This window comes from Streptomyces akebiae (genome assembly GCF_019599145.1).
GTDB lineage: Bacteria > Actinomycetota > Actinomycetes > Streptomycetales > Streptomycetaceae > Streptomyces > Streptomyces akebiae.
In genome coordinates, this window is sequence record NZ_CP080647.1 from 5,132,457 (window position 1) to 5,155,783 (window position 23,327).

Genomic DNA, 23,327 nt, shown 5'->3' on the forward strand with positions numbered 1-23,327 from the left:
TCTCGTGTCCGGCCCTCCGCATGCGTCCCAGCGGGCTGATCCGCTCGGCGACCGGCTCCCGCGCCGTTCGGGCAGGGGCTCAGCGGTCGACGATCCGGTCGAACTGCGTCGTGGTGTGCCGCAGATGGGCCACCAGTTCCTCACCGACCTTCGGCTCCGGGGCGTCCGACGGCACGAAGAGGATCGACACCTGCATGTGTGGCGGCTCGGCGAACCAGCGCTGCTTGCCGCCCCAGACGAACGGAGAAAGGTTCCGGTTGACCGTGGCGAGGCCCGCTCGGGCGACGCCCTTGGCACGCGGCATGACGCCGTGCAGTGCCTTTGGGGCCTCCAAGCCCACTCCGTGCGACGTACCGCCTGCCACGACCACCAGGAAGCCGTCGGAGGCCGCCTTCTGTTGCCGGTAGCCGAAGCGATCGCCCTTGGCGACGCGGGTGACGTCCAGCACGGCACCGCGGTACTCGGTCGCCTCGTGGTCGCCCAGCCACAACCGTGTGCCGATGCGGGCCCGGAAGCGGGTCTGCGGGAACTGCTGCTGGAGGCGGATGAGGTCCTCGGACTTGAGGTGGCTGACGAACATGGTGTGCAGCGGCAGGCGGGCCGCGCGCAGCCGGTCCATCCAGCCGATGACCTCCTCGACGGCGTCCGAGCCGTCGGTGCGGTCCAGGGGCAGGTGGATGGCGAAGCCCTCCAGGCGCACGTTCTCTATGGCCGCGTGGAGCTGGGGCAGCTCCTGCTCGCTCACCCCGTGCCGCTTCATCGAGGACATGACCTCGATGACGACTCGGGCGCCCACGAGGCCGTACACACCGTCGACCGACGAGACGGAGCGAATGACGCGGTCGGGCAGGGGGACGGGCTCCTCAGCGCGCCGGTAAGGCGTCAGCACCAGCAGGTCACCGCTGAACCAGTCCTTGATCCGGGCGGCCTCGTACGTGGTGCCGACGGCAAGGATGTCCGACCCGAGACGCGTGGCCTCTTCCGCCAGCTTCTCGTGCCCGAAGCCGTAGCCGTTGCCCTTGCAGACGGGGACGAGTCCCGGGAACTGCTCCTGAACGTGCTTGTGGTGTGCCCGCCAGCGCGCGGTGTCGACATACAGCGTGAGCGCCATGGACGGTCCCGGAACCTTTCTCGTGGCTGCGGTGTATCAGAGGTATGGAAGCAAAAACGGGGGCGTCAGCGGCGCGACATGTAGATGTCGAGCGCCTTGTGGAGCAGCTTGTTCAGCGGGAAGTCCCACTCGCCGAGGTATTCGGCGGCCTGGCCGCCCGTGCCCACCTTGAACTGGATCAGGCCGAAGAGGTGATCCGTCTCGTCCAGCGAGTCGGAGATGCCTCGCAGGTCGTAGACGGTCGCGCCGAGAGCGTAGGCGTCGCGCAGCATGCGCCACTGCATCGCGTTCGAGGGCCGGACCTCACGGCCGATGTTGTCCGAGGCTCCGTAGGAGTACCAGACGTGTCCGCCGACGACGAGCATGGTCGCCGCGGACAGGTTCACGCCGTTGTGCCGGGCGAAGTAGAGGCGCATGCGGTTGGGGTCCTCGGTGTTGAGGGCCGTCCACATGCGCTGGAAGTACGACAACGGGCGCGGCCGGAACCGGTCACGCACGGCCGTGATCTCGTACAGCCGCTGCCACTCCTCCAGGTCGTGGTAGCCGCCCTGAACGACCTCGACGCCGGCCTTTTCGGCCTTCTTGATGTTGCGGCGCCACAACTGGTTGAAGTTCTTGTGGACCTCTTCCAGGGATCGGTTGGCGAGCGGCACCTGGTAGACGTAGCGCGGCTGCACGTCACCGAAGCCGGCCCCGCCGTCCTCCCCCTGCTGCCAACCCATACGGCGCAGCTTGTCGGCGACCTCGAAGGCCCGCGGCTCGATGAAGTCGGCCTCGATGTCGCGCAGGCGCTTCACGTCCGGGTTCTGGATGCCCGCCTTGATGGAGGTGGCCTCCCAGCGCCGGATGATCACCGGCGGGCCCATCTTCACCGAGAAGGCGCCCTGGTGCTTGAGATGCGCGAGCATCGGCTCCAGCCAGTCGGTGAGATTCGGCGCGAACCAGTTGATGACCGGGCCCTCGGGCAGATAGGCGAGGTAGCGCTTGATCTTGGGCAACTGGCGGTACAGCACCAAGCCGGCGCCGACCATCTCGCCGGTCTTGTCATCGAACCACCCGAGGCTCTCGGAGCGCCACTCGGCCTTGACGTCGGCCCAGGCCGGGACCTGCATGTGGCTAGCCGAGGGCAGGCTCTGGATGTATGCCAGATGCTGCTCACGGCTGATCGTCCTCAGGGTCAGGCTCATTCAGGGCGCTCCTCGGGCTGGTGTGTCCCCATGGGTACAGGGGCTCCGGCTCTCGCGCCGAAGCCTACTGCGCCCTGCGGGCGCCCCGAATGGCTGTATGGAACCTGGAGCCCGGCCAGGACGCGGTCAGGATGTCAGGTGGTGTTATTCGGCCGCTTGGTCCGATGTGAGACGACGGACAGCATGGGGATCGGTCCGCCGACCGTGCGACCGAGGGCGCGATGTCAGCCGATGACGCCGCCGAAGAGACCCCCGTGGGCCATGCCGAGGAAGAACCCGACGGCCGAGGCACCGAGACCCACGATCAGGCCGAAGCGCTCACGGGTCGTCTCCGAGATGAACTGCCCGTACGCGCCGGTCAGAATTCCCACCAAGCCCGTCCAGGAACTGAGCAGATGCAGATGGTGGAACATCGCCGTGATGAACGAGACCGCCCCGAGTAGAAGCGTCACGGCCAGCAGGGTGTCCTGCACTGGGTGGGGCTTGTCGTCGGTGGCGAACAGGGAGCCGGCGATGTTGGGTCGCAATGTCTGTGCCATGGGGCACCTCCTGCGGAAGGCGGCGCATCGTAGCGCCATACACACCCGATGTGTACAGATTGACGGTCACCGCCACCGGATTTCAACCGGAAGCGTGTGTGCAGGTAGTCTGTACCGTCTGCACCGTTGTCTGCCCAGGCCATGACAGGGATCCCCATCGGGCCCCGATTGTCAGTGGCTGCCGATACCGTTGCGTACGCATCACAACCCTCCTGCCACGGAACGACCGTGGCCGTTGAGTCCAAAGGAGGTGGGTTCTACATGCGTCACTACGAGGTGATGGTCATCCTCGACCCCGATCTGGAGGAGCGCGCTGTCGCCCCCCTGATCGAGAACTTCCTCTCCGTCGTCCGTGAGGGCAACGGAAAGGTCGAGAAGGTCGACACCTGGGGCCGTCGTCGTCTCTCGTACGAGATCAAGAAGAAGCCTGAGGGCATCTACTCGGTCATCGACCTGCAGGCCGAGCCTGCGGTCGTCAAGGAGCTCGACCGCCAGATGAACCTGAACGAGTCGGTCCTCCGGACCAAGGTCCTCCGCCCCGAGACCCACTGAGCCTTCCCGCTCAGTCGATCCCGGGATCCGAGTAGCAGCACAAGCAGCCAGCAGCAAACCCGCCGAGAGGTTCCCCCATGGCAGGCGAGACCGTCATCACGGTCGTCGGCAATCTTGTCGACGACCCCGAGCTGCGCTTCACCCCTTCCGGTGCGGCGGTCGCGAAGTTCCGTGTCGCGTCCACCCCCCGCACCTTCGACCGTCAGACCAACGAGTGGAAGGACGGCGAGAGCCTGTTCCTGACCTGCTCGGTCTGGCGTCAGGCGGCGGAGAACGTCGCCGAGTCGCTCCAGCGAGGCATGCGCGTCATCGTGCAGGGCCGACTGAAGCAGCGGTCCTACGAGGACCGTGAGGGCGTCAAGCGCACGGTCTACGAGCTGGACGTCGAGGAAGTCGGCGCCAGCCTGCGCAGTGCCACGGCCAAGGTGACCAAGACCGCCGGAGGCGGCCGTGGTGGCCAAGGCGGTTATGGCGGCGGTGGCGGTGGCGGCCAGGCCGGCGGCGGCTGGGGCGGAAGCCCCGGTGGCGGCCAGCAGGGTGGCGGCGCTCCCGCCGACGACCCGTGGGCCAGCGGCACTCCCGCCGGTGGCAACCAGGGCGGCAGCGGCGGCTGGGGCGGAAGCTCCGGTGGCAGTGGCGGCTACTCGGACGAGCCCCCCTTCTAAAACTTCGTGGCCGCATCACCGGTCATCGAGGTCGAGGGCGGGCCGTACCTCAAACTTCTTGATCACACAGGAGAATCACCATGGCGAAGCCGCCTGTGCGCAAGCCGAAGAAGAAGGTCTGCGCATTCTGCAAGGACAAGGTCACGTACGTGGACTACAAGGACACGAACATGCTGCGGAAGTTCATTTCCGACCGCGGCAAGATCCGTGCCCGTCGCGTGACCGGCAACTGCACGCAGCACCAGCGTGACGTCGCCACGGCCGTCAAGAACAGCCGTGAGATGGCGCTGCTGCCCTACACGTCCACCGCGCGATAAGGGAAGGGTGACCGACACATGAAGATCATCCTTACCCACGAGGTCTCTGGCCTCGGCGCTGCCGGCGAGGTCGTCGACGTCAAGGACGGCTACGCTCGCAACTACCTGATCCCGCGGAAGTTCGCGATCCGCTGGACCAAGGGCGGCGAGAAGGACGTCGAGCAGATCCGTCGTGCTCGCAAGATCCACGAGATCCAGACCATCGAGCAGGCCAACCAGATCAAGGGCCAGCTCGAGGCCGTCAAGGTCCGTCTGGCTGTCCGCTCCGGCGACGCCGGTCGTCTCTTCGGTTCCGTCACCCCGGCCGACATCGCTTCCGCGATCAAGGCTTCCGGTGGCCCCGAGGTCGACAAGCGCCGCATCGAGCTGGGTGCTCCGATCAAGACGCTGGGCGCTCACGAGACGTCCGTGCGTCTGCACCCCGAGGTTGCCGCCAAGGTCAACATCGAGGTCATCGCGGCCTAAGGGTCGCGCTCGCTGAGGCGGTGTATGGGGCCGCACCCTGAAGGGTGCGGCCCCATACACATGTTAGGGGGCGATGTTTCACGTGAAACGGAGCGGGCTTCGCTGTGCTCTCACCGCGAGGCATCGCCCGGACTCTCAGCGGGTCGCTCCGGTGACGATCCAGAGGCCGGACCGGGATCGCAGCCAAAGGGTCAACATGCGCGTCGCCATCATCAGCGTCATGGAGCCCCAGAGGGCCGTCAGGCCACCGCCGAAGGTGGGGACGAGCAGGGCGGTCGGAACGAAGACCGCCAGGGTCAGGAGCATGGCCCGCGCGAGGTAGGGGCCGTCTCCCGCGCCCATCAGTACGCCGTCCAGCACGAAGACGATGCCAGAGATCGGCTGGGCGAGTGCCACCACGATCAGAGCGGGCAGTGCTGCTTCCTGGACTGTCGGATCGCTGGTGAAGAGCGGAATGAACAGGGGGCGGGCAGCGACCACCAGGAGTCCGAGCAAGGAACCCGTGGTGACTCCCCACTGCACCATCCGGCGACAGGCATCACGGGCTCCTTGGGCGTCTCCCGCGCCGAGGTAGCGGCCGATGATGGCCTGCCCGGCGATGGCGATCGCGTCCAGGGCGAAGGCGAGCAGGCTCCAGAGCGAGAGGATGATCTGGTGTGCGGCGATGTCCTCGTCCCCGAGCCGGGCGGCTACGCCGGTACCGATCATGAGGATCGCTCGCAGCGAGAGCGTACGGACCAGCAGAGGTGCCCCCGCCTGAGCCGAGGCTCGTATGCCGCCGATGTCCGGACGCAGTGAGGCGCCGTGTCTGTGGGCGCCACGGATCACGACCCAGAGGTACGCGGCAGCCATGCCGAGTTGTGCGATGACCGTCCCCCATGCTGACCCTGCGATTCCCAGGTCGGCCCCGTAGACGAGACCTGCGTTCAGAGCACCGTTGGCGACGAAGCCCGCCACGGCGACGTACAGAGGGGTCTTCGTGTCCTGGAGACCGCGCAGGACACCTGTGGCGGCGAGCACGACGAGCATGGCCGGGATGCCGAGCGCCGAAATCCGCAGGTAGGTCGTCGCATAGGGAGCCGCCGTGTCCGAGGCCCCGAAGAGGGCGACAAGAGTGGGGGCCGTGGGCACGACGACCGCGACGACGGCTGCTCCCAGCAGCAGGGCGAGCCAGATCCCGTCCACGCCCTGGCGGATGGCGGCCCGCAGCTCTCCGGCTCCGACGCGCCGGGCGACGGCGGCCGTGGTGGCGTAGGCAAGGAACACGAACACGCTCACTGCAGTGACGAGGAGGGCCGAGGCGACACCGAGACCGGCCAGTTGCGCGGTGCCGAGGTGGCCGACGATCGCGGTGTCGACCATGAGGAAGAGCGGTTCGGCGACGAGCGCGCCGAAGGCCGGAACAGCCAGCGTGATGATCTCTCGATCGTGCCGACGCCGGGTGGCCTTGCCGGTCGCGGAAGCCTGTGTCATGAGCATCAATCTAATCTTCCACAGGTAAGAGATGCAATCCGCTAGTGACTGTTACATGTTGCCTGGTCGAGCGTGTTCTCGTGCACCTACCGTGATGATCTTGATCCGGTCGGGAAAGTTTTTCTTCTGCACAGCCCGTGGATGGTAAAAGCCCAGTTCAGGGCGGTATTCCGAGCGTAAGCGGGGTCTTGTTCACAGGGCTGTCCACCGAGTCGTGCACAGGTTTTGCGGGGTTCTCCACAGCATCTGGGCCGTCGTCCACATGGCCTGTGGATAACCAGATTGGCTGACGGTGCCGACGGGCCTACGGTGGTGCGGCGCCCACTCCCCTGGCCGATCACGGAAACCTCGCAAAACCGACGCGCCAGAACCGGAGTTGGGCGTCTCATTTGTCAGTGCCGTGCCGTAGAAATGAGAAGCACGGCGAGGTCCGCTCGGCGGACGGGAGGAGGCCGCTCGGTGAGCATTTCCGAGCCCTTGGACGACCCGTGGGCCGACAGCGGACCCAGCGATCGTCTGCCCCCTTCCCGCCGGCGTCCGGACGGCGACCGGGGCCGAGACGACCGGCACGACCGGGGCCGGGACAGCGGGGAGTGGGACGGCGGGGGTTCGGCCTTCGAGCGTGTACCGCCGCAGGATCTTGACGCCGAGCAGTCCGTCCTCGGTGGCATGCTGCTGTCCAAGGACGCCATCGCCGACGTGGTCGAGATCCTCAAGGGCCCCGACTTCTACAAGCCGGCGCACGAGACCATCTACCAGGCGATCCTCGACGTCTACGCCAAGGGCGAACCCGCCGACCCCATCACCATCGCCGCCGAGCTCACCAAGCGCGGCGAGATCACCAAAGTGGGCGGTGCCTCCTATCTCCACACGCTCGTCCAGACGGTGCCGACGGCGGCGAACGCCGAGTACTACGCGGAGATCGTCCACGAGCGCGCAGTCCTGCGCCGCCTCGTCGAGGCCGGTACCCGTATCACCCAGATGGGGTACGCGGCCGACGACGACGTGGACGAGATCGTCAACAGAGCCCAGGCCGAGATCTTCGCGGTCACCGAGCAGCGCACGACCGAGGACTACCTGCCGCTCGGCGACATCATGGAGGGCGCGCTCGACGAGATCGAGGCGATCGGTTCACGGTCGGGGGAGATGACCGGTGTGCCGACCGGCTTCACGGACCTCGACCAGCTCACCAATGGTCTGCATCCAGGCCAGATGATCATCATCGCGGCTCGTCCCGCCATGGGTAAGTCCACGCTGGCGCTGGACTTCGCCCGTGCTTGTTCGATCAAGCACAACATGCCGAGCGTGATCTTCTCGCTCGAGATGGGGCGCAACGAGATCGCGATGCGTCTGCTGTCGGCCGAGGCGCGCGTGGCCCTTCACCACATGCGGTCCGGCACGATGACGGACGAGGACTGGACACGGCTGGCTCGCCGGATGCCGGACGTGTCGGCCGCGCCGCTCTACATCGACGACTCCCCGAACCTGTCGATGATGGAGATCCGGGCCAAGTGCCGACGCCTGAAGCAGCGCAACGATCTGAAGCTCGTCATCATCGACTATCTGCAGCTCATGCAGTCCGGCGGCAAGCGGTCCGAGAGCCGCCAGCAGGAAGTCTCGGACATGTCGCGAAACCTGAAGCTGCTGGCCAAGGAGCTGGAGCTGCCGGTGATCGCCCTGTCGCAGCTCAACCGTGGTCCCGAGCAGCGTACGGACAAGAAGCCCATGGTCTCCGACCTGCGTGAGTCGGGATCGATCGAGCAGGACGCTGACATGGTGATCCTGCTGCACCGCGAGGACGCCTACGAGAAGGAGTCGCCGCGCGCCGGTGAGGCGGACATCATCGTGGGCAAGCACCGTAACGGTCCGACGGCCACGATCACGGTCGCCTTCCAGGGTCACTACTCGCGGTTCGTCGACATGGCGCAGACCTGACCCGGCGAAATGCGCTCGACTCCCGGTGCCCTGGCCCGGTGGACTGAGCGCATGACAACACCTCACGAAGAGCTGCTTCCTGCCACGCGCCGGGCCCTGCTGCACCGTATTGCCGTCGCTCAGACCGAGGGGCGGTCACCGTCTCTGGTCGCGGCGGTGGTCCGGGGCGGGCAGACCGTGTGGAACGGGGCACGGACCTCGGTGGAGGGGCACGGGCCGGACACGAACGTGCAGTACCGGATCGGTTCGATCACCAAGACCTTCACCGCTGTTCTGGTCATGCGGCTGCGTGACGAAGGCGCGCTGAACCTCGGCGACCCGCTGGAGAAGCATCTGCCGGGCACCGGCGCGGGAGAGGCGACCATCGCCGAACTGCTCGCGCACACGGGAGGACTGGCGGCGGAGTCCCCTTCGCCCTGGTGGGAGCGCACCTCGGGGTCTCTGCGCCCGGAACTCGCCGATGTTCTCGGGGAGCGGCCTCACCGCCATCCCGTAGGCCGTCGCTTCCACTACTCGAACCCCGGGTTCACCCTCCTCGGCGCGCTCGTCGAGCAGCTGCGAGGTGCTCCCTGGGAAGAGGTTCTGCGACGAGAGGTTCTCGAACCCCTCGGCCTGCGCCGCACTACCTGGCACCCGGAGGCACCGCACGCGGGTGGCTGGGCCGTACATCCCTGGGCGGACGTGATGCTGCCGGAGCAGGTCGAGGACCTGGGCCTTATGGGACCCGCAGGGCAACTCTGGTCCACAGCAGGAGACTTGGCTCGCTTCGCGGTCTTCCTGGCGAAGGGGGACGAGCGGGTGCTGGGTACGGAGTCGGTCCTGGAGATGCGGACGCCGGCCGCGCCGGGGGAGGCCGCCGATGTGGCGGCAGGAGCGGCGTACGGGCTGGGGATGCAGCTTCAGCACCGAGACGGCCGGTTCCTCGTCGGTCACGGAGGCTCTGTGCCTGGTTTCCTCGCCCAACTCACCATCAGCGTCGAGGACGATGTGGCAGCCGTCGTGCTGACCAACTGCACCTCTGGGCCGGTGGTGTCGGAGGTCGCTGCCGACCTCGTACGCATCGTGGCGGATGCCGAACCGCGGATCCCCGAGCCGTGGCGGCCGCTGACCGAAGTCGACCAGTCGGTCCTGGAGTTGGTCGGCCCTTGGTGCTGGGGGACGTACAGCTTCGTGCTGCGGCTCACCGCCGAGGGAGGTCTCACGTTGGAGCCGCTCGCCGCCACCCTGCGCGGTGCTCGTTTCCGACGTAACGACGACGGCACGTGGACGGGGCTCAACGGCTACTTCGCCGGAGAGCTCCTGCGGGCCGTACGAAGGCCCGACGGGACCGTGAGTCACCTGGACCTCGGGTCGTTCGTGTTCACCCGTCAGCCGTACGACGAAGGGGCTCCGGTGCCCGGTGGAGTGGATCCCGAGGGGTGGCGCGGGATCGCATAGGCACGGTTCTGGTGCAGCCGGGGTCCCGGCTCGCGATGTTTCACGTGAAACAGGACCCCCGCAGCCATCCCCGGCCGCTTCTCAGAGCGGCAGTTTGAAGCCCACGTGGGTGGCCTCGAAGCCGAGCCGCTCGTAGAAGCGGTGTGCTTCGGTGCGCGTGACATCGGACGTCAGCTGCACCAACTGACAGCCCTGAGCCCGTGATGAGTCGATCGCCCACTCGATGAGCCGTGAACCGAGGCCGCTGCCGCGTTCATCGGCGTGTACCCGTACGCCCTCGATGATCGCGCGGGTGGAGCCGCGTCTGGAGAGTCCCGGAACGATCGTCAGCTGGAGCGTCCCGACGACACGGCCCTGACGGACCGCGACCACCACGTGTTGGTGGGGGTCACCCGTCAGACGCTCCAGGGCGGTGAGGTAGGGGGTCAGGTCGTCCGGTGACTCGCGCTGGGCGCCCAAGGGGTCGTCGGCCAACATCGCGACGATCTCCGAGATGTCGTCCCCGGTCGCCGGGCGTATGTCCAGATCTCCCATGCCAGCACCCTACGCCGACGTGTTCAGCGACTTCACGACGCGGACGAGTGGGGCCAGTTCGGGGTTCTCCGCGGCCGCGTCCAGTGCCTCGCGCAGAGCGGCGTCATTGGTGGGGCGTGCCGCCGCGAGGAGCTGCAGGCCTGCCTCGGAGACATCGGTGTAGATGCCTCGACGGTCGGTGGGGCACAGGTAGCGCGCGAGCAGTCCACGATCCTCGAGCCGGGTGACCAGACGGGTGGTCGCGCTCTGGCTGAGGACGACCGCGTCGGCGACCTGCTTCATCTGGAGGTGCCCGCCCTCACCGTCGTGCTGGCGACTCAGTACATCGAGCAGGGAGTACTCGCGCACACTCAGGTCGTGGCCGGCCTGCAGCGCGCGTTCGACGTGGGCCTCGATCCTCCCGTGCAACAGGGAGAGAGCGCACCAGCCCTGGGCCAGGGCGGTGAGCGCGGGTTCCGTCGCTGTCATCGGTGTTCCTCCGTCCCAGAGTCGTCGCCCCCAGGATAGGCGCCCCATGCAATTGCCAGCTTCTGCAGATAGTGAGCGTCTGCAAGTATTGCGTACGCTTGTTAAGCGCATATGCAATCTTCTGGAAGGTGTCGCCCTCATGCCCCTTGCGCTTCTGGCCCTCGCGATCGGGGCCTTCGGCATCGGAACGACCGAGTTCGTGATCATGGGGGTGCTGCCCGAGGTCGCCGACGACTTCGATGTCTCCATCCCCACCGCAGGGTTCCTCGTGACCGGCTACGCCCTCGGCGTCGTGCTCGGAGCGCCGATCACGACCGCCCTGGGCACGCGGGTGTCCTGCAAGCGGATGCTCTTGCTGCTGATGGCGCTTTTCATCGTGGGCAACCTGCTCTCCGCGCTCGCCCCCGCCTACTCCGTCATGCTCCTCGGGCGTGTCGTCGCCTCACTCGCACACGGCGCCTTCTTCGGTATCGGCTCGGTGGTCGCGGCCGACCTCGTCGCCCCGCACCGGAAGGCCGGTGCTCTCGCGATGATGTTCAGCGGTCTGACCGTCGCGAACGTCGTGGGCGTCCCCCTGGGCACTCTGATCGGGCAGTCCCTCGGTTGGAGGGTCACCTTCGCCGGAGTTGCGGCATTGGGCGTTGTCGGACTGCTGGGCATCGCCCGGCTGGTCCCCGAGATGCCCAGGCCGGCAGAGGTCCGCCTTCGGCACGAGCTGGCGGCGTTCAAGAACGTCCAGGTTCTGCTGGCCATGGCGATGACCGTGCTCGGCTTCGGAGGGGTCTTCGCGGCAGTCACCTACATCGCGCCGATGATGACGCATGTCTCCGGCTTCGCCGACTCCTCCGTCACCTGGCTCCTCGTTCTCTTCGGCCTCGGCATGGTCGGCGGCAACCTCTTGGGCGGCAAGTACGCGGACCGCGCGCTGATGCCCATGCTGTACGTCTCGCTGGGCGCCCTGGCTGTCGTCCTCGCTCTGTTCTCACTCACCACACATGACACGATCACCGCCGCTGTGGCCCTCACCCTGGTGGGCGCACTGGGCTTCGCGACCGTACCGCCGTTGCAGGAGTCCTCGACCAGGCGCACGGCGCACCCACACTGGCCTCGGCCGTGAACATAGGTAGCTCGGCGGCCTCGTCATCGACGCGGGCCTCGGCTACACGGCACCCACCTTGGTCGGAGCCGCTCTCGCCGCGAGCGCCCTTGTGCTGGCGTTCGTCGCGGCAGCGCTGGAGCGCAGGGAGAACGTCGGCACGGTCGTCGCGGGGTCTGCGGGAGCGGACGCTCCGCGGGCACCCGTCCACCACTGACGGTCGGCGGGCCGAGACCGCGGGGTGCCAGCCTCAGCCGGCTGCCACGGTCAGCGGGGCGTAGCGCCGGGCCCAGTCACCCGGTAGCTCCGAGATCCCGTACGTCATCACCGAGTTGAAGGCGATCGAAGCGAGGCCACGGCCCTTCGCCCACGTCAGCAGCTCCTCGTGGCGGACGTCGATGTCGGTGCGCAACGGTCGGTCCGTGTGGGCGGCGAGGGAAGCGATGAGCGCCTTCGCCGCCTCCGTGTCACGGGCGATCAGTGGACCGACGACCTGGTCGTTGAGGTTGGGCCAGGCGGCTGCGTATCCGATGATCCGGCCGTTCTCCTCCGCGACGCGCAGCTGGTCGGCGAAGGCGGGAAGCCGGGTGAGGACGTGGGTGCGGTCCGTGCCGAAAACCTCTTCGTCGAGCCGAAGAATCGTGATGAGATCCTCGGCCGTGGCCGGGCGAGTGAAAACCGCGGAGTCCGGTCCCCCTGCCGTGAAGTGCCCGCGCACCATCTCGGCCCGTCCGGTGACCTTGAAGCCCAGCTCCTCGTAGAGAGGGCGCCCGTGCGGGGTGGCGTGCAGGGTCAGCGGTGTCGTGCCCATCTCCGCGAGGACATGTTGCATCAGGCGGCGGCCGATGCCCTGGCGGGCGTGCCGCTCGGCGACCAGCACCATGCCGATCGCCCCCAGTTCCGGGCGGCCCGCCGGGCCGTACTCGGTGACCACGCAAGCGGTGATCAGCCCGCCCTCGGGGTCATCGACGCCGTATCCCGTGCCGGCCGACAGAAGCAGCCCCCACTTGTGCTCCTCGCGAGGCCAGCCCCGGTCCTCGGACAAGTCGGCGCAGGCGGTGAGATCGCGAGGCGTCAGACGGCGGATGGGCAGAGGAGCGGGGAAAGGTGTCGACACGCAGGTCAGGTTGTCCGACACGCGCCCCTGGCGTCCACCGGTTTGCCGTCGTTGTGCGCTGTTCTGGCCATCTCGTACACCGTCGCGTACAGCGTGCGGACGGATGTTTCACGTGAAACATCCATCTCTGGGCATACGCGTGCAGGCACGGCTGGCCTCAGCATTCATGACATGACGTATTCGAGGGTCGCGAACGGGACGCGATCGGAGGAGTGTCGCTCGTCTGCGTGCCCTCAGCGGCAAGATCTGTGGGGTGCCTATGAATGAGTGAGACGTGCCCGGTAATTGAAGGAATCGCTGATTCGCACCCGTTGAATTCCGGTCTGGCCCAGGGGGGACTTGTGTGTGACCGCCCTGCCGGTAGGGTCGAGTCCGGTTCGTGTCCGAAGCGAGATGCAGTCGTCTCATGGCGGGGGTGCGAACGCAGCTCAATGCAGCCTAACCGGACAGGGAGATCGAGAACCTGCGTTTACCGTGACCAGGCGGGGGCGTTCGCGCGCTGTGCAACGCTGCCGTGAGTGCTGCGGCTCACGTCACACTCTCATCTACTTGTCCGTACGGAGCGGGAACCCGGGTTGAATGTGGCCGCATTGGTCGACGGGGAACGAACGGGGAATAGCAAGGCCGTCCGCGGGGGAAAACGTGCGACTTCCGACTGGAGGGCGTACGCAGATCGACCGAAAGATGCTCGAGGCGAGGCAGACCATGGACGCTCCGACCACCACGTCGGCCGGTAACGGTACTTCGGGGGACACTGACGGAGGCGGTTGGTTCACGCCTCGCACATCGCCGCCCCCTGGCGGAGGCCAGGAGTCAGAGGGCAACCGCCTCGCAGCCCTGCGACCCGTGGGCCGCTCCCAGGAGCCGCCGAACGGCCCACAGCAGAACCGGGAAGGCGCCGCGCGGGAGCGAATACAGACCGGCGGGGATCTCCCTCCCGGCGACCCGCGCAGCTTTCGGACCGCCCCGGATCAGGGCCCTCCGCCGGCCCCGGATCACGACTCCGACCACTCTGTCTTCGACCCCTGCGTGCCGGACGAGCCTGCCGGACACACCGCCACCGCTTCCCCCGACGCCGTTCTCATCCGGCGGACCATGGCCGAGGTCGGACCTGTCGCCGACAAGGTCACCTCGTACTTCTACGCGCTGCTCTTCGTTCAGCACCCGGAGCTGCGCTCGATGTTCCCCCCGGCGATGGACGCCCAGCGCGACCGCCTGCTCAAGGCACTGCTGACCGCTGCCGAACACATCGACAACACTCCCGTCCTCGTCGACTACCTGCAGAATCTCGGCCGTGGCCACCGCAAGTACGGGACCCAGGCCGAGCACTACCCGGCTGTCGGCGAGTGTCTGATCGGCGCGCTGAGCCGGTACGCCAAGGCGAGTTGGAACGACGAGACCGAGGCTGCCTGGGTGCGGACGTACACGACGATCTCCCAGGTGATGATCGACGCGGCGGCCGCGGACGAGCTGCGGTCCCCACCGTGGTGGCTCGCCGAGGTCGTCTCACACGATCTGAGAACCGCGGACACAGCGATCATCACTGTCCGCCCGAACCAGCCTTACCCCTTCCTCGCCGGGCAGTACACGAGCCTGGAGACCCCTTGGTGGCCGCGGATCTGGCGGCATTATTCGTTCGCCTCCGCGCCTCGCTCGGACGGGTTGCTGTCGTTCCATGTGAAGGCGATCGCCGCGGGCTGGGTCTCCAACTCGCTCGTGCACCGTGCCCGGCCCGGGGACGTGCTGCGCCTGGGGCCGCCTGCCGGCGGGATGACCGTCGACCACACCAGCGACAGCGGCCTGCTCTGTCTGGGCGGCGGCACCGGTATCGCGCCGATCAAGGCCATCGTGGAGGACGTGGCCGAGCACGGACGGCACCGCCCCGTCGAGGTCTTCTACGGAGCCCGCACCGGCCAGGATCTCTACGACCTCGACACCTTGCTTCGGCTGCAGCAGAGCAACTCCTGGCTCGACGTCCGTCCAGTCGTGGACAAGCACGGACTGCTGCAATTGCCCGACGCCATACGTGATCACGGGCCCTGGAACGGGTACGACGCCTACCTCTCCGGCCCGCCCGGCATGATCCGCAGCGGTGTGGACGCGCTGAAGGCAGCCGGCATTTCCGCCGACCGCATACGCCACGACTCGGTGGAGGAACTGGTGGCCGCCGGGGACTGACGTCTGAGACCGGGAGCGTGACGCATCACCGGCGGATCGTCAGCCCAGGTCGGGCGCATGCATCGCCCGCACGCCCTCGATGTTCCCGTCCAGGTAGTGCCGCAGCGACAACGGGACGAGGTGCACGGAGGCGATGCCGACCCGGGTGAAGGGGATGCGCACGATCTCGTATTCCCCCAGAGGCTCATCCACTTCGGGGCCGTGTCGCTTGGAGGGGTCCATGGACTCCAGACGACAGACGAAGAAGTGCTGGACCTTCACACCGGTGGCGCCGCCGTCCTCGCCGATGTGCTCGACGGTGTCCACGAAACAGGGCACCACATCGGTGATCTTGGCGCCGAGCTCCTCGTGGACTTCGCGGTGGAGCGCGTCGACGACCGTGGTGTCCTCCGGCTCGACACCGCCGCCCGGCGTGAGCCAGTAGGGATCCATGCCCGGCTTGGTCCGCTTGATCAGGATCAGGTCGTCGCCGTCGAGCAGAACGGCGCGGGCGGTGCGCTTGACCACGGGTCGTACGGTCATGGGAGAAATGTGGCCCCGCATGTTCCACGTGAAACATCACCGTGACGAGGAAGAGTGGCACCCCGGCGCTCACAGTCGGTCTGCGGTCGGTCGGTGGCCGTTCCGCAGTAGGTACCCCCTCTGCGCGGGGGCTCCAAGATTGCCTCAGGACCAGTTCGCCGCGGTCCCCAACAGCCACTCGTGTGCCCGTGCGACGTGCGGCATGGCCAGGGTGCCGGTGCGGACCACCAGGAAATAGGTCCGCAACGGCGGCACAGCGGGTTCGAGGAGCGTGACGAGGTCACCACGCTCCAGGGCGGAAGCGCACAGATAACGGGGGACCACGGCCAGCCCGGCCCCCGAGATCGCGCAGGCGATCACCGCGCGCAGGTCCGGGACGACGACGGTCCCGGAGGTGCCGGGCCTGGCGTCGAAGACCGCCGCCCAGTAGCGGGCGACGAAGGGCAGTGACTCGTGTACCTCGACGAGGGGAAGCTCCTCCAGTGTGTGCGCCCCCTTACGCCCCAGCCTGCCCGGACCGATCTCGTCCGCCCAGCGCGGGGCGGCGACCAAGACGTGCTCCTCGTCGCAGAGGGGGGTTGCGCTGAGCAGGGCACCACGCGGCTGCGCGGTGGTGATGGCCAGATCATGGTGCCCGGCGGCAAGGCCCTCCAGCGTCTCGTCGGAGTTCCCGAAGGAGACCCGCAGCGCGAAGCCCTGGCCGTCGTCGCCGGTCAGGGCGGTGAGCGCGGGCAGGGCCCGCTCGGCGGTGAACTCCGGAGGTCCGGCGAGGTGCAGGGTCCGTAAGGAGGAGTCGTCGTCGAGGCCGGTCTCGGCGATCTCCACCAGCGCGTCGAGATGCGGCGCGGCCTTGTGGGCGAGCTCGTCGCCGATGGTCGTCGGTGTCACCCCCCGGGCCTTGCGCAGGAAGAGCGGGCGGCCCAACTGGCGTTCCAGAGTGCGTATCTGGGAAGTGACGGCTGGCTGCGAAAGACCCAGCAGGGCGGCGGCACGGGTGAAGGAACCGGCCCGGTGCACGGTCACGAACGTCCGCAGTAGGGCCAGATCCATGGTCGCCTCCCCTCGCTGCCTCCGGAGCGCCCAACTATAAATAAGTCGATAGGTCTCTGTCGCTACTGTGATTGGACACTGACACAGAGTCAACTAGCCTTGTTCGCGCGGTTCTTCGCGCGCAGAACCGGGGACGGTCCGAGCCACGAGGGGGGAGGCTCGGACCGTCCGTTGTGCGTACCGCGGCGCTAGTCGGCGGCAACAGTGAGCGCCCGGAGTACGTCCGCCACGAGGTCGTCCGTGTCCTCCGCGCCGGCGGAGAAACGGATGAAGCCCTCCGGAACCGCGTCACCTCCCCAGCGGCCGCGTCGCTCGGCGGTGGAGCGCACCCCGCCGAAGCTTGTGGCGTCGTCCACGAGGCGTAGCGCGTCGAGGAAACGGTCGGCATGCGCGCGCGTGGGCACCGTGAACGACACCACACACCCGTAGCGCCGCATCTGCTGCGAGGCGATCTTGTGCGAGGGATCGTCGGGCAGCCCCGGGTAGCGCACCCCGGTGACCTCGGGCCGGCCCTTGAGCGCCTCGGCCACCGCCAGGGCGTTGACGTTCTGCCGGTCGGCACGCAGGTGGAGGGTGGCGAGCGAGCGGTGTGCGAGCCAGGCCTCCATCGGGCCCGGGATCGCACCGACGATCTTGCGCCATCGCCGCACGCCGGCCATCAGTGCGGGGTTGCGCCCGGCGACGTACCCGAGCAGGACGTCCCCGTGGCCGGTCAACTGCTTTGTTCCACTTGCCACGGCGAAGTCGGCACCCAGATCCAGCGGGCGCTGCCCCAGTGGTGTCGCCAGGGTGTTGTCGACGGCCACCAGACACCCACGCGCACGTGCCGCTTCACTGAGCCGCCGCACGTCGCACACGTCCAGCCCGGGGTTCGACGGTGTCTCGATCCACAGCAGTCTGGCGCCGTCCAGAGCGTCGAGCTGGGCGTCGCCGCCCGTCGGTGCGCTGCGCACCTCGATGCCGTAGGACCGCAGCTGTTCACCGGCGAGCGGAAGTACGTTGTAGCCGTCGCTCGGCAGGACGAGGACGTCACCGGAGCGCACCTGGGAGAAGAGGACGGCCGAGATGGCGGCCATGCCGGAGGCGAAGGCGACCGTCTCGACGTCGTCCTGCCCGGGGGCCTCCAGTTCGCCGATGGCCCGTTCCAGCAGCGTCCAGGTGGGGTTCTGGTCGCGTCCGTAGGCGTACGGGCCCGTGGGCTCGCCCGGCAGGTGATAGTGGGCGGCGAAGACCGGCCCGGGGAGGGTGGGCTCGTGCTTGACGGGCTCGGGCAGTCCGGCGCGCACCGCGCGGGTGCCCTCGCCGAGGCCCGAAGCGGGGTTCTCGGTGCTCATGCGGTACCTACCTCCACCTTCTCGCGCACGGCGGCCAGCAGACCTGGGCTCGCGGCCTCCACGAGCTCCAGACACTCCTCGAACCCGTCCATGTCCCCGTAGTAGGGGTCCGGAACGTCGAGGTCGTCTCCGGCGGCGGGGTCGTAGGAGCGCAGGAGGCGGATCTTGTCCGCATCCGCCGCCGTCGGGGCGAGGCGGCGCAGGGCCTTGAGGTGGCCTTCGTCGAGGGCTATGACGAGGTCGAGGCGGGAGAACCACGAGACCTGGAACTGCCGGGCCGCGTGGACGCTTCCGTAGCCGTTCGACTCCAGGACCGCGACTGTGCGCGGATCGGCGGCGTCGCCCTCGTGCCAGCCTCCGGTCCCCGCGCTGTCGACCTCGACCAGTGCGCCGAGCCCCGCCTCTTCGACGCGGGCGCGAAAGACGGACTCGGCCATCGGGGAACGGCAGATGTTGCCGGTGCAGACGAAGCAGACTCGGTACGTCATGCCGGGCCCTCAGTCCCCGTCGGGCAGGACGAGGGAGAGTGCCCAGGAGACTATCGAGATGATCAGGCCGCCGAGAACGGCGGTCCAGAAGCCCTCCACGTGGAAACTCAGGTCGAGGACGTCGGCCAGCCAGGAGGTGAGCAGAAGCATCAGGGCGTTCACGATCAGCGTGAACAGGCCGAGGGTCAGGATGAACAGGGGAAGGGTCAGCAGCTGCACGAGCGGCTTGACCACCGCGTTCACCAGGCCGAAGACTAGGGCGACCAGCAGCAGCGTGCCGACCTTCTTGCCCGTGCTGTCCCCGGTCAGCGTGATCTTGTCCACCAGCCACACCGCGACCGCAAGGGCGCCCGCGTTGGCGATCGTCTTGACTAGGAAATTCATCATGTGTCTGATCGTGGCAGAAGCGATCGGTACGAGTACTGGGCAGGGGCGACTAAGTCGATGAAGGCATTCCGGTTGGACGAACTGGAGGCGGAGCGCGCCGCCAACGATGGCGCATACCTGCAGTTCCTGCGCGAGCGGAACATGTCGGTCGGCCTGTACGCGCTCGATGCCGGTGAGCTCGATCCGCAGAGGCCGCACAGCCAGGACGAGGTGTACCTCGTCGTGAGCGGCCGTGCCTCGCTCACGGTAGGGCTGGAGACGACTCAGGTGGCGCGCGGCAGTGTCGTGTATGTGCCTGCCGGGGTCGCCCACAAGTTCCACCACATCACCGAGGACCTGAGGGTCGTCGTGGTGTTCTCTCCGCCGGAGGGCTGACGTCCGCTTCGGCGTTCCCTAGGGGGACGATCAGGGACGGACAAGGGGTGCGAAGCCCCCGGAACGCTCCTGCGCGGGCCTAGCATCGACGACAGGACAGCAGAAGGCCCGGAATCAGTGTCCCGGTGGCGGGCGACGGGTGGAGACAAGGAGCAAGGGCGATGCGGGAGATCTTCGCGGGGTTGCCGTGGTGGGTGAAGTGGATCGCGATGCCGGTCATCGCTTTGCTGGTGTTCGGAGGGCTGATAGTCAGCGTCGTCCAGGTCGTGGTGGGCCTGCTCTTCAAGGTGCTGGTCTTCGTGGCCCTGGTCGGTGGACTGATCTATGTCGTCAGGAAGTTCACGGCGGGGTCCTCGTCGCGGGGAGACTGGTGAGGTGTCAGCGCCGTGCAACGGCTGAGGCGTGAGTGGGTGAAGCCCGTCAGGGCGCGGCGGTAACAGGAACGTGAGGTTCCCTCGCCAGGGGGAAGTTTCCCGGCGGGGCCGTCTGCGGGCGGTGAGGGGCGGCTAGAGTCCGGAAACTCGTCGCGGGCTCAATCCCCGCGGGCGGCGCATCTCCACCCGTGCCCCCGCACGGGTGGCCCTCCTCGCGCTTCGGGAGTGACCCTTGGCCACGGCTGACACCGCACCAGCAGAACAGCTCTCCCCACCCGCCAGGCCAAGCCCCCGGTCGGCTCAGAGCGCGGTTCCTCCTACGCAGCCGGGCCCGCGATCGACACCTGCGACTGCCGAGCAGTCACGTGCCCGGGCCCCCGAGACGCATGGCCCACCACCCCCGCGTGCGATGCCCTCGACGGCCCCGGCTCCCCCTGTGCAGCCACGTACCTCCCCGGGCGAGGAGAACATTCGGCGGCCAGTGCCGTCCGCGCCCCGGACGCGGACGCAGCGTCCGGCGGCCCCGGCCCCGGCCCCGGCGACGGCCACGGCCTCGCCCCCGGGGCCGGCTCTGGCACAGGCGCAGACGCCGTCATCGTCGCCTCGTACCGGAGCCCAGCCGCCGGCATCACCGCTCCTGGGCCAGGCGCAGACCACAGGGCTCGTGCGCTCTGTGCCGTCCCACGGGCACGAGGCGGGGAGGGGAGCCCGTATCCCGTCTCCAACGCCGCCGAGTGTGCCGGAGGCGAATTCCGGCACCCTGATCGGTTCCGTGCAGCGGGCGATGCGGCTGCTGGAAGCCGTTGCCGAACGGGAACACGGAGCGCCCGCCAAACAGTTGGCACGGGACGCCGGACTCGCGCTGCCCACGGCGTACCACCTGCTCCGCACACTGGTGCACGAGGGCTATCTGCACCGGGACAGGGGGCTGTTCTTCCTCGGTGAGGCGGCCGAGCGGCTGAGCAGCAGCGGGGCGCAGCAGAAACGTCGCAGCACGGTGAGCGAGGCACTGGCGCACTGGCGGGACGCCCTGGGCGTGCCCGTCTACTTCGCGACGTACCGGGACGGCGAGATCGAGGTCCTGTGCGTCGCCGACAGCCCGAACACACCGGCCGTCGAGGAATGGGCCGACTTCCGTGAAACGGGGCACGCACACGCCATCGGACAGTGCCTGCTGTCCCAACTGAGCGAGGAGGCCCGCCGCGACCACCTGGACCGCTACCCGGTGCAGTCGCTCACCCCGTACACGGTTCGTGACGAGGAGACGCTGCTCCGGCGCCTCCGGCGCCTCGGACGCATGGAACCGGTGGTCGAACAGCAGGAGTACGCCCTCGGGACGGTCTGCGCCGCGATTCCCATCACCGTCGGGACGACTGCCGGGACCCTCGCCATCTCGCTGCCCTCGCACCAGGCGGCCCGTCTGTTGCCGGTGGCCCACCAGTTGCAGACGGAGATCGGAAAGCTACTAGGGACACTCGCGATCTCTATCAGCATCTGAAAAATCACTCCTTGTGATCTCTCGTGTACTTTCAGCAAACTTCCAGGGGTGTCAGGCGGATGATTCCTGGCCAGTCGACGAACACGGCGGGGTAGGCGATGCGCGAGTCGGTACAGGCAGAGGTCATGATGAGCTTCCTCGTCTCGGAGGAGCTCTCCTTCCGCATTCCGGTGGAGCTGCGTTACGAGACCTGTGATCCCTATGCCGTGCGGCTGACCTTTCACCTGCCTGGTGATGCCCCGGTTACCTGGGCCTTCGGGCGGGAGCTGCTCATCGACGGAGTCGGCCGGCCGTGCGGGGACGGGGACGTCCACATCGCGCCCGCCGATCCGGAGACGTTCGGCGAGGTCCTGATCCGCCTTCAGGTGGGAAGCGACCAGGCGATGTTCCGGGTCGGCACGGCGCCACTGGTGGCCTTCCTGGACCGCACGGACAAGCTCGTGCCGCTGGGGCAGGAGCGTTCCCTCGCCGACTTCGACGCACTCCTCGACGAGGCGCTGGACCGCATCCTGGCGGAGGAGCAGAGCGCGGGCTGAACGTTACGCCGCCGGGGTGCCGTAACGCTTCAGCGCTTGCGGCGGCGACCCTTTCCGCCACGGGCCGGAGCGGGCACGGATGCCGCTTCCTGGGCGCCCGGGCGGTCGGCGGAGACGACCAGGGCGGCCAGCGCGGTGGTCACCGGCACCGAGGCCACCAGCCCGATCGAGCCGACGAGCGTGCGCACGATCTCCTCAGCGACGAGCTCGCTGTTGGCGACCGTGCCGACGCTGCTCTGCGCGATCGAGAAGAGCAGCAACAGGGGTAGCGCGGCACCGGCGTAGGCGAGAACGAGTGTGTTGACCACCGACGCGATGTGGTCGCGGCCGATCCGGATGCCCGCGCGGTACAGGTTCCGCCAGCCCATCGTCGGATTGGCCTCGTGCAGCTCCCACACCGCCGACGTCTGCGTGACCGTCACGTCGTCGAGCACGCCGAGGGAGCCGATGATGACGCCCGCGAGGAGCAGACCGCTCATGTCGATCGTCGGGTACAGCCCATGGATCAGACCGGTGTTGTCGTCGGTGTTACCGGTCAGGTAGGCCGAGCCGATGAACCCCGAACCCAGCAGGCCGATCAGCAGCAGCGAGATCAGGGTGCCGATCACCGCCACGGATGTCCGGGCCGAGAGCCCGTGGCACATGTAGAGGGCGATGAGCATGATGGCGCTGGCCCCGACCACTGCCACCACCAGCGGGTTCGAGCCCTGCAAGATAGCCGGCAGGATGAAGAGGGTCAGTACCAGGAAGCTGATGGCCAGTGCCACCAGGGCCATGACGCCGCGCATCCGGCCCACGACCACGACGGCGAGTGCGAAGATCCCGGCGAGCAGTGCCATCGGGAACTTCCGGTTCACATCGGTGACCGAGTACTGCAGGTCCTTGGGCGCGGCGGGTTCGTACGCGACCACGACCTCCTGGCCTTGCTCCAACTGCCGTGACTGGTCCGGCTGAACGATCTCCGTGAAGGTACGGCCCTTGTCGTCACCGGTGTCGACCCGGACCGTGGCCTTCTTGCAGGTGCCGTTCGCCTGCTGCTGGGCGGACGAGCCCTCGGCGGTGGACGTGTCGCCGGTCGGGGTGTCTCCCGAGGCGTTCACCGACGAGCAGCTGACCTCTTCGACCTTGGTGACGGTGGCCTGCTGCGTCTGCCGGTCGAAGCCCACCCCCGTGCGTTCGTGCGCCGGGGCGCCGCCGGGCCAGAGCACGACGAGACCCACGACGACCGCGGTCGCGAAGGGGATCAGCACCGCCGCGATGACCTTGCGCAGGTGCTGCGAAACGGGCGCGGCGGGGCCATGGCTATGACTGTGGGAATGGCCGTGGCCGCCGCCGGAAGACGGGCCTTGGCCATGTCCGCCTCCGGAGCCATCTCCGCCTCCGGAGCCGTGGCCGCCTCCGGAGCCGTATCCTGGGCCGCCGCCAGAACCATGCCCATGGCCGTTTCCGGGGCCATGGCCGTGGGGCGGCTCGGGGGGTGGAGGCGGGGGCTGCTGCGTCGTGGTCACCGACCGATCATCGCAAGAACGAGCGATGCCCACTGTTCACCGCGCCACATCTGCCGCTAGCGTGGAGGCACCTTTGCACACGCGGGAGCTCGGAGCACCGGGCTGAGAGGGCGCTGACCTCCGCAGACGCGATGTTTCACGTGGAACATCGTCGGGCGGAATTCGCTGCGTCGACCGCTGA

24 protein-coding genes and 1 pseudogene are annotated in these 23,327 nt (G+C 68.0%); 12 read left to right on the forward strand and 13 right to left on the reverse strand.

Annotation, left to right across the window (positions count from 1 at the left end):
* Positions 1 to 79: 79 nt before the first annotated feature.
* The 3 genes from K1J60_RS22030 to K1J60_RS22040 form a co-directional block, all read right to left on the reverse strand.
* Positions 80 to 1,111, reverse strand: a complete 1,032-nt coding sequence (locus tag K1J60_RS22030; protein ID WP_033530670.1) for an alanine racemase — start codon at positions 1,109 to 1,111, stop codon at positions 80 to 82.
* A gap of 65 nt (positions 1,112 to 1,176) precedes the next feature.
* Positions 1,177 to 2,298, reverse strand: coding sequence for a peptidoglycan bridge formation glycyltransferase FemX (femX, locus tag K1J60_RS22035; RefSeq protein ID WP_033530671.1), 1,122 nt, complete (start codon positions 2,296 to 2,298; stop codon positions 1,177 to 1,179).
* A 224-nt stretch (positions 2,299 to 2,522) separates the two neighbouring features.
* Positions 2,523 to 2,837: a hypothetical protein gene (locus K1J60_RS22040; RefSeq protein ID WP_220647701.1), complete on the reverse strand. Its 315-nt coding sequence runs from the start codon at positions 2,835 to 2,837 to the stop codon at positions 2,523 to 2,525.
* Positions 2,838 to 3,098: 261 nt separating this feature from the next.
* Here K1J60_RS22040 and rpsF point away from each other — a divergent pair, with 261 nt between their 5' ends.
* The 4 genes from rpsF to rplI all read left to right on the forward strand — a co-directional run bounded on the left by rpsF (position 3,099) and on the right by rplI (position 4,836).
* Complete coding sequence (gene rpsF / locus K1J60_RS22045) at positions 3,099 to 3,389, forward strand: 30S ribosomal protein S6 (RefSeq protein ID WP_005482942.1); 291 nt, start codon at positions 3,099 to 3,101, stop codon at positions 3,387 to 3,389.
* Between the two features lie 77 nt (positions 3,390 to 3,466).
* The gene (locus tag K1J60_RS22050; protein WP_220647702.1) at positions 3,467 to 4,054 is read left to right on the forward strand and encodes a single-stranded DNA-binding protein; all 588 of its coding nucleotides are present in this window, start codon (positions 3,467 to 3,469) and stop codon (positions 4,052 to 4,054) included.
* A gap of 80 nt (positions 4,055 to 4,134) precedes the next feature.
* The gene (gene rpsR, locus K1J60_RS22055; RefSeq protein WP_003949403.1) at positions 4,135 to 4,371 is read left to right on the forward strand and encodes a 30S ribosomal protein S18; all 237 of its coding nucleotides are present in this window, start codon (positions 4,135 to 4,137) and stop codon (positions 4,369 to 4,371) included.
* Positions 4,372 to 4,389: 18 nt separating this feature from the next.
* A complete protein-coding gene (gene rplI / locus K1J60_RS22060) occupies positions 4,390 to 4,836 on the forward strand; it encodes a 50S ribosomal protein L9 (protein ID WP_033530673.1) in 447 nt (148 codons plus the stop codon).
* A gap of 135 nt (positions 4,837 to 4,971) precedes the next feature.
* On the opposite strand, the gene K1J60_RS22065 is transcribed toward rplI, so the two are convergent.
* A complete protein-coding gene (locus K1J60_RS22065; protein WP_220647703.1) occupies positions 4,972 to 6,315 on the reverse strand; it encodes an MATE family efflux transporter in 1,344 nt (447 codons plus the stop codon).
* Between the two features lie 453 nt (positions 6,316 to 6,768).
* On the opposite strand from K1J60_RS22065, the gene dnaB reads away from it, so the two are divergent.
* On the forward strand, positions 6,769 to 8,244 hold the full coding sequence (gene dnaB / locus K1J60_RS22070; protein WP_220647704.1) for a replicative DNA helicase: 1,476 nt from the start codon (positions 6,769 to 6,771) through the stop codon (positions 8,242 to 8,244).
* Between the two features lie 51 nt (positions 8,245 to 8,295).
* Positions 8,296 to 9,681, forward strand: coding sequence for a serine hydrolase domain-containing protein (locus tag K1J60_RS22075; RefSeq protein WP_220647705.1), 1,386 nt, complete (start codon positions 8,296 to 8,298; stop codon positions 9,679 to 9,681).
* A gap of 81 nt (positions 9,682 to 9,762) precedes the next feature.
* On the opposite strand, the gene K1J60_RS22080 is transcribed toward K1J60_RS22075, so the two are convergent.
* Both K1J60_RS22080 and K1J60_RS22085 read right to left on the reverse strand, forming a co-directional pair.
* Positions 9,763 to 10,215: a GNAT family N-acetyltransferase gene (locus K1J60_RS22080; RefSeq protein ID WP_220647706.1), complete on the reverse strand. Its 453-nt coding sequence runs from the start codon at positions 10,213 to 10,215 to the stop codon at positions 9,763 to 9,765.
* Positions 10,216 to 10,224: 9 nt separating this feature from the next.
* Positions 10,225 to 10,683, reverse strand: a complete 459-nt coding sequence (locus K1J60_RS22085) for a MarR family winged helix-turn-helix transcriptional regulator (RefSeq protein WP_220647707.1) — start codon at positions 10,681 to 10,683, stop codon at positions 10,225 to 10,227.
* A gap of 139 nt (positions 10,684 to 10,822) precedes the next feature.
* Between K1J60_RS22085 and K1J60_RS22090 the strand changes: the two are divergent.
* Positions 10,823 to 11,996, forward strand: a pseudogene (locus tag K1J60_RS22090) (MFS transporter).
* Positions 11,997 to 12,029: 33 nt separating this feature from the next.
* Here the strand turns inward: K1J60_RS22090 and K1J60_RS22095 are convergent.
* Entirely contained in the window at positions 12,030 to 12,896 is an 867-nt protein-coding gene (locus K1J60_RS22095) for a GNAT family N-acetyltransferase (RefSeq protein WP_220647708.1), read from the reverse strand.
* 684 nt (positions 12,897 to 13,580) lie between these two features.
* On the opposite strand from K1J60_RS22095, the gene K1J60_RS22100 reads away from it, so the two are divergent.
* Positions 13,581 to 15,074 carry a globin domain-containing protein gene (locus K1J60_RS22100; protein WP_220647709.1) on the forward strand — a complete coding sequence of 498 codons (1,494 nt, stop codon included), beginning with the start codon at positions 13,581 to 13,583 and terminating at the stop codon, positions 15,072 to 15,074.
* A 39-nt stretch (positions 15,075 to 15,113) separates the two neighbouring features.
* Here the strand turns inward: K1J60_RS22100 and K1J60_RS22105 are convergent, their stop codons facing one another.
* The 5 genes from K1J60_RS22105 to K1J60_RS22125 form a co-directional block, all read right to left on the reverse strand.
* On the reverse strand, positions 15,114 to 15,596 hold the full coding sequence (locus tag K1J60_RS22105; protein ID WP_033530680.1) for an NUDIX domain-containing protein: 483 nt from the start codon (positions 15,594 to 15,596) through the stop codon (positions 15,114 to 15,116).
* A 144-nt stretch (positions 15,597 to 15,740) separates the two neighbouring features.
* Entirely contained in the window at positions 15,741 to 16,646 is a 906-nt protein-coding gene (locus K1J60_RS22110) for a LysR family transcriptional regulator (protein ID WP_220647710.1), read from the reverse strand.
* A 188-nt stretch (positions 16,647 to 16,834) separates the two neighbouring features.
* The gene (locus tag K1J60_RS22115; RefSeq protein WP_220647711.1) at positions 16,835 to 17,980 is read right to left on the reverse strand and encodes a cystathionine gamma-lyase; all 1,146 of its coding nucleotides are present in this window, start codon (positions 17,978 to 17,980) and stop codon (positions 16,835 to 16,837) included.
* Positions 17,977 to 18,468 (reverse strand): low molecular weight protein-tyrosine-phosphatase, encoded by a 492-nt coding sequence (locus tag K1J60_RS22120; protein ID WP_220647712.1) that lies wholly within the window; start codon positions 18,466 to 18,468, stop codon positions 17,977 to 17,979. The genes K1J60_RS22115 and K1J60_RS22120 overlap by 4 nt, the downstream gene beginning before the upstream one ends.
* A gap of 9 nt (positions 18,469 to 18,477) precedes the next feature.
* On the reverse strand, positions 18,478 to 18,855 hold the full coding sequence (locus K1J60_RS22125) for a phage holin family protein (RefSeq protein ID WP_220647713.1): 378 nt from the start codon (positions 18,853 to 18,855) through the stop codon (positions 18,478 to 18,480).
* 57 nt (positions 18,856 to 18,912) lie between these two features.
* On the opposite strand from K1J60_RS22125, the gene K1J60_RS22130 reads away from it, so the two are divergent.
* From K1J60_RS22130 to K1J60_RS22145, 4 genes are all read left to right on the forward strand, one after another.
* Positions 18,913 to 19,230, forward strand: a complete 318-nt coding sequence (locus K1J60_RS22130) for a cupin domain-containing protein (protein ID WP_033530837.1) — start codon at positions 18,913 to 18,915, stop codon at positions 19,228 to 19,230.
* Between the two features lie 161 nt (positions 19,231 to 19,391).
* Positions 19,392 to 19,604, forward strand: a complete 213-nt coding sequence (locus K1J60_RS22135; RefSeq protein WP_220647714.1) for a DUF5326 family protein — start codon at positions 19,392 to 19,394, stop codon at positions 19,602 to 19,604.
* 772 nt (positions 19,605 to 20,376) lie between these two features.
* On the forward strand, positions 20,377 to 21,102 hold the full coding sequence (locus K1J60_RS22140; protein ID WP_220651621.1) for an IclR family transcriptional regulator: 726 nt from the start codon (positions 20,377 to 20,379) through the stop codon (positions 21,100 to 21,102).
* Between the two features lie 98 nt (positions 21,103 to 21,200).
* Positions 21,201 to 21,638, forward strand: a complete 438-nt coding sequence (locus tag K1J60_RS22145; protein WP_033530686.1) for an SsgA family sporulation/cell division regulator — start codon at positions 21,201 to 21,203, stop codon at positions 21,636 to 21,638.
* A gap of 29 nt (positions 21,639 to 21,667) precedes the next feature.
* On the opposite strand, the gene K1J60_RS22150 is transcribed toward K1J60_RS22145, so the two are convergent.
* The gene (locus tag K1J60_RS22150) at positions 21,668 to 23,146 is read right to left on the reverse strand and encodes a YibE/F family protein (protein ID WP_220647715.1); all 1,479 of its coding nucleotides are present in this window, start codon (positions 23,144 to 23,146) and stop codon (positions 21,668 to 21,670) included.
* Positions 23,147 to 23,327: the final 181 nt, after the last annotated feature.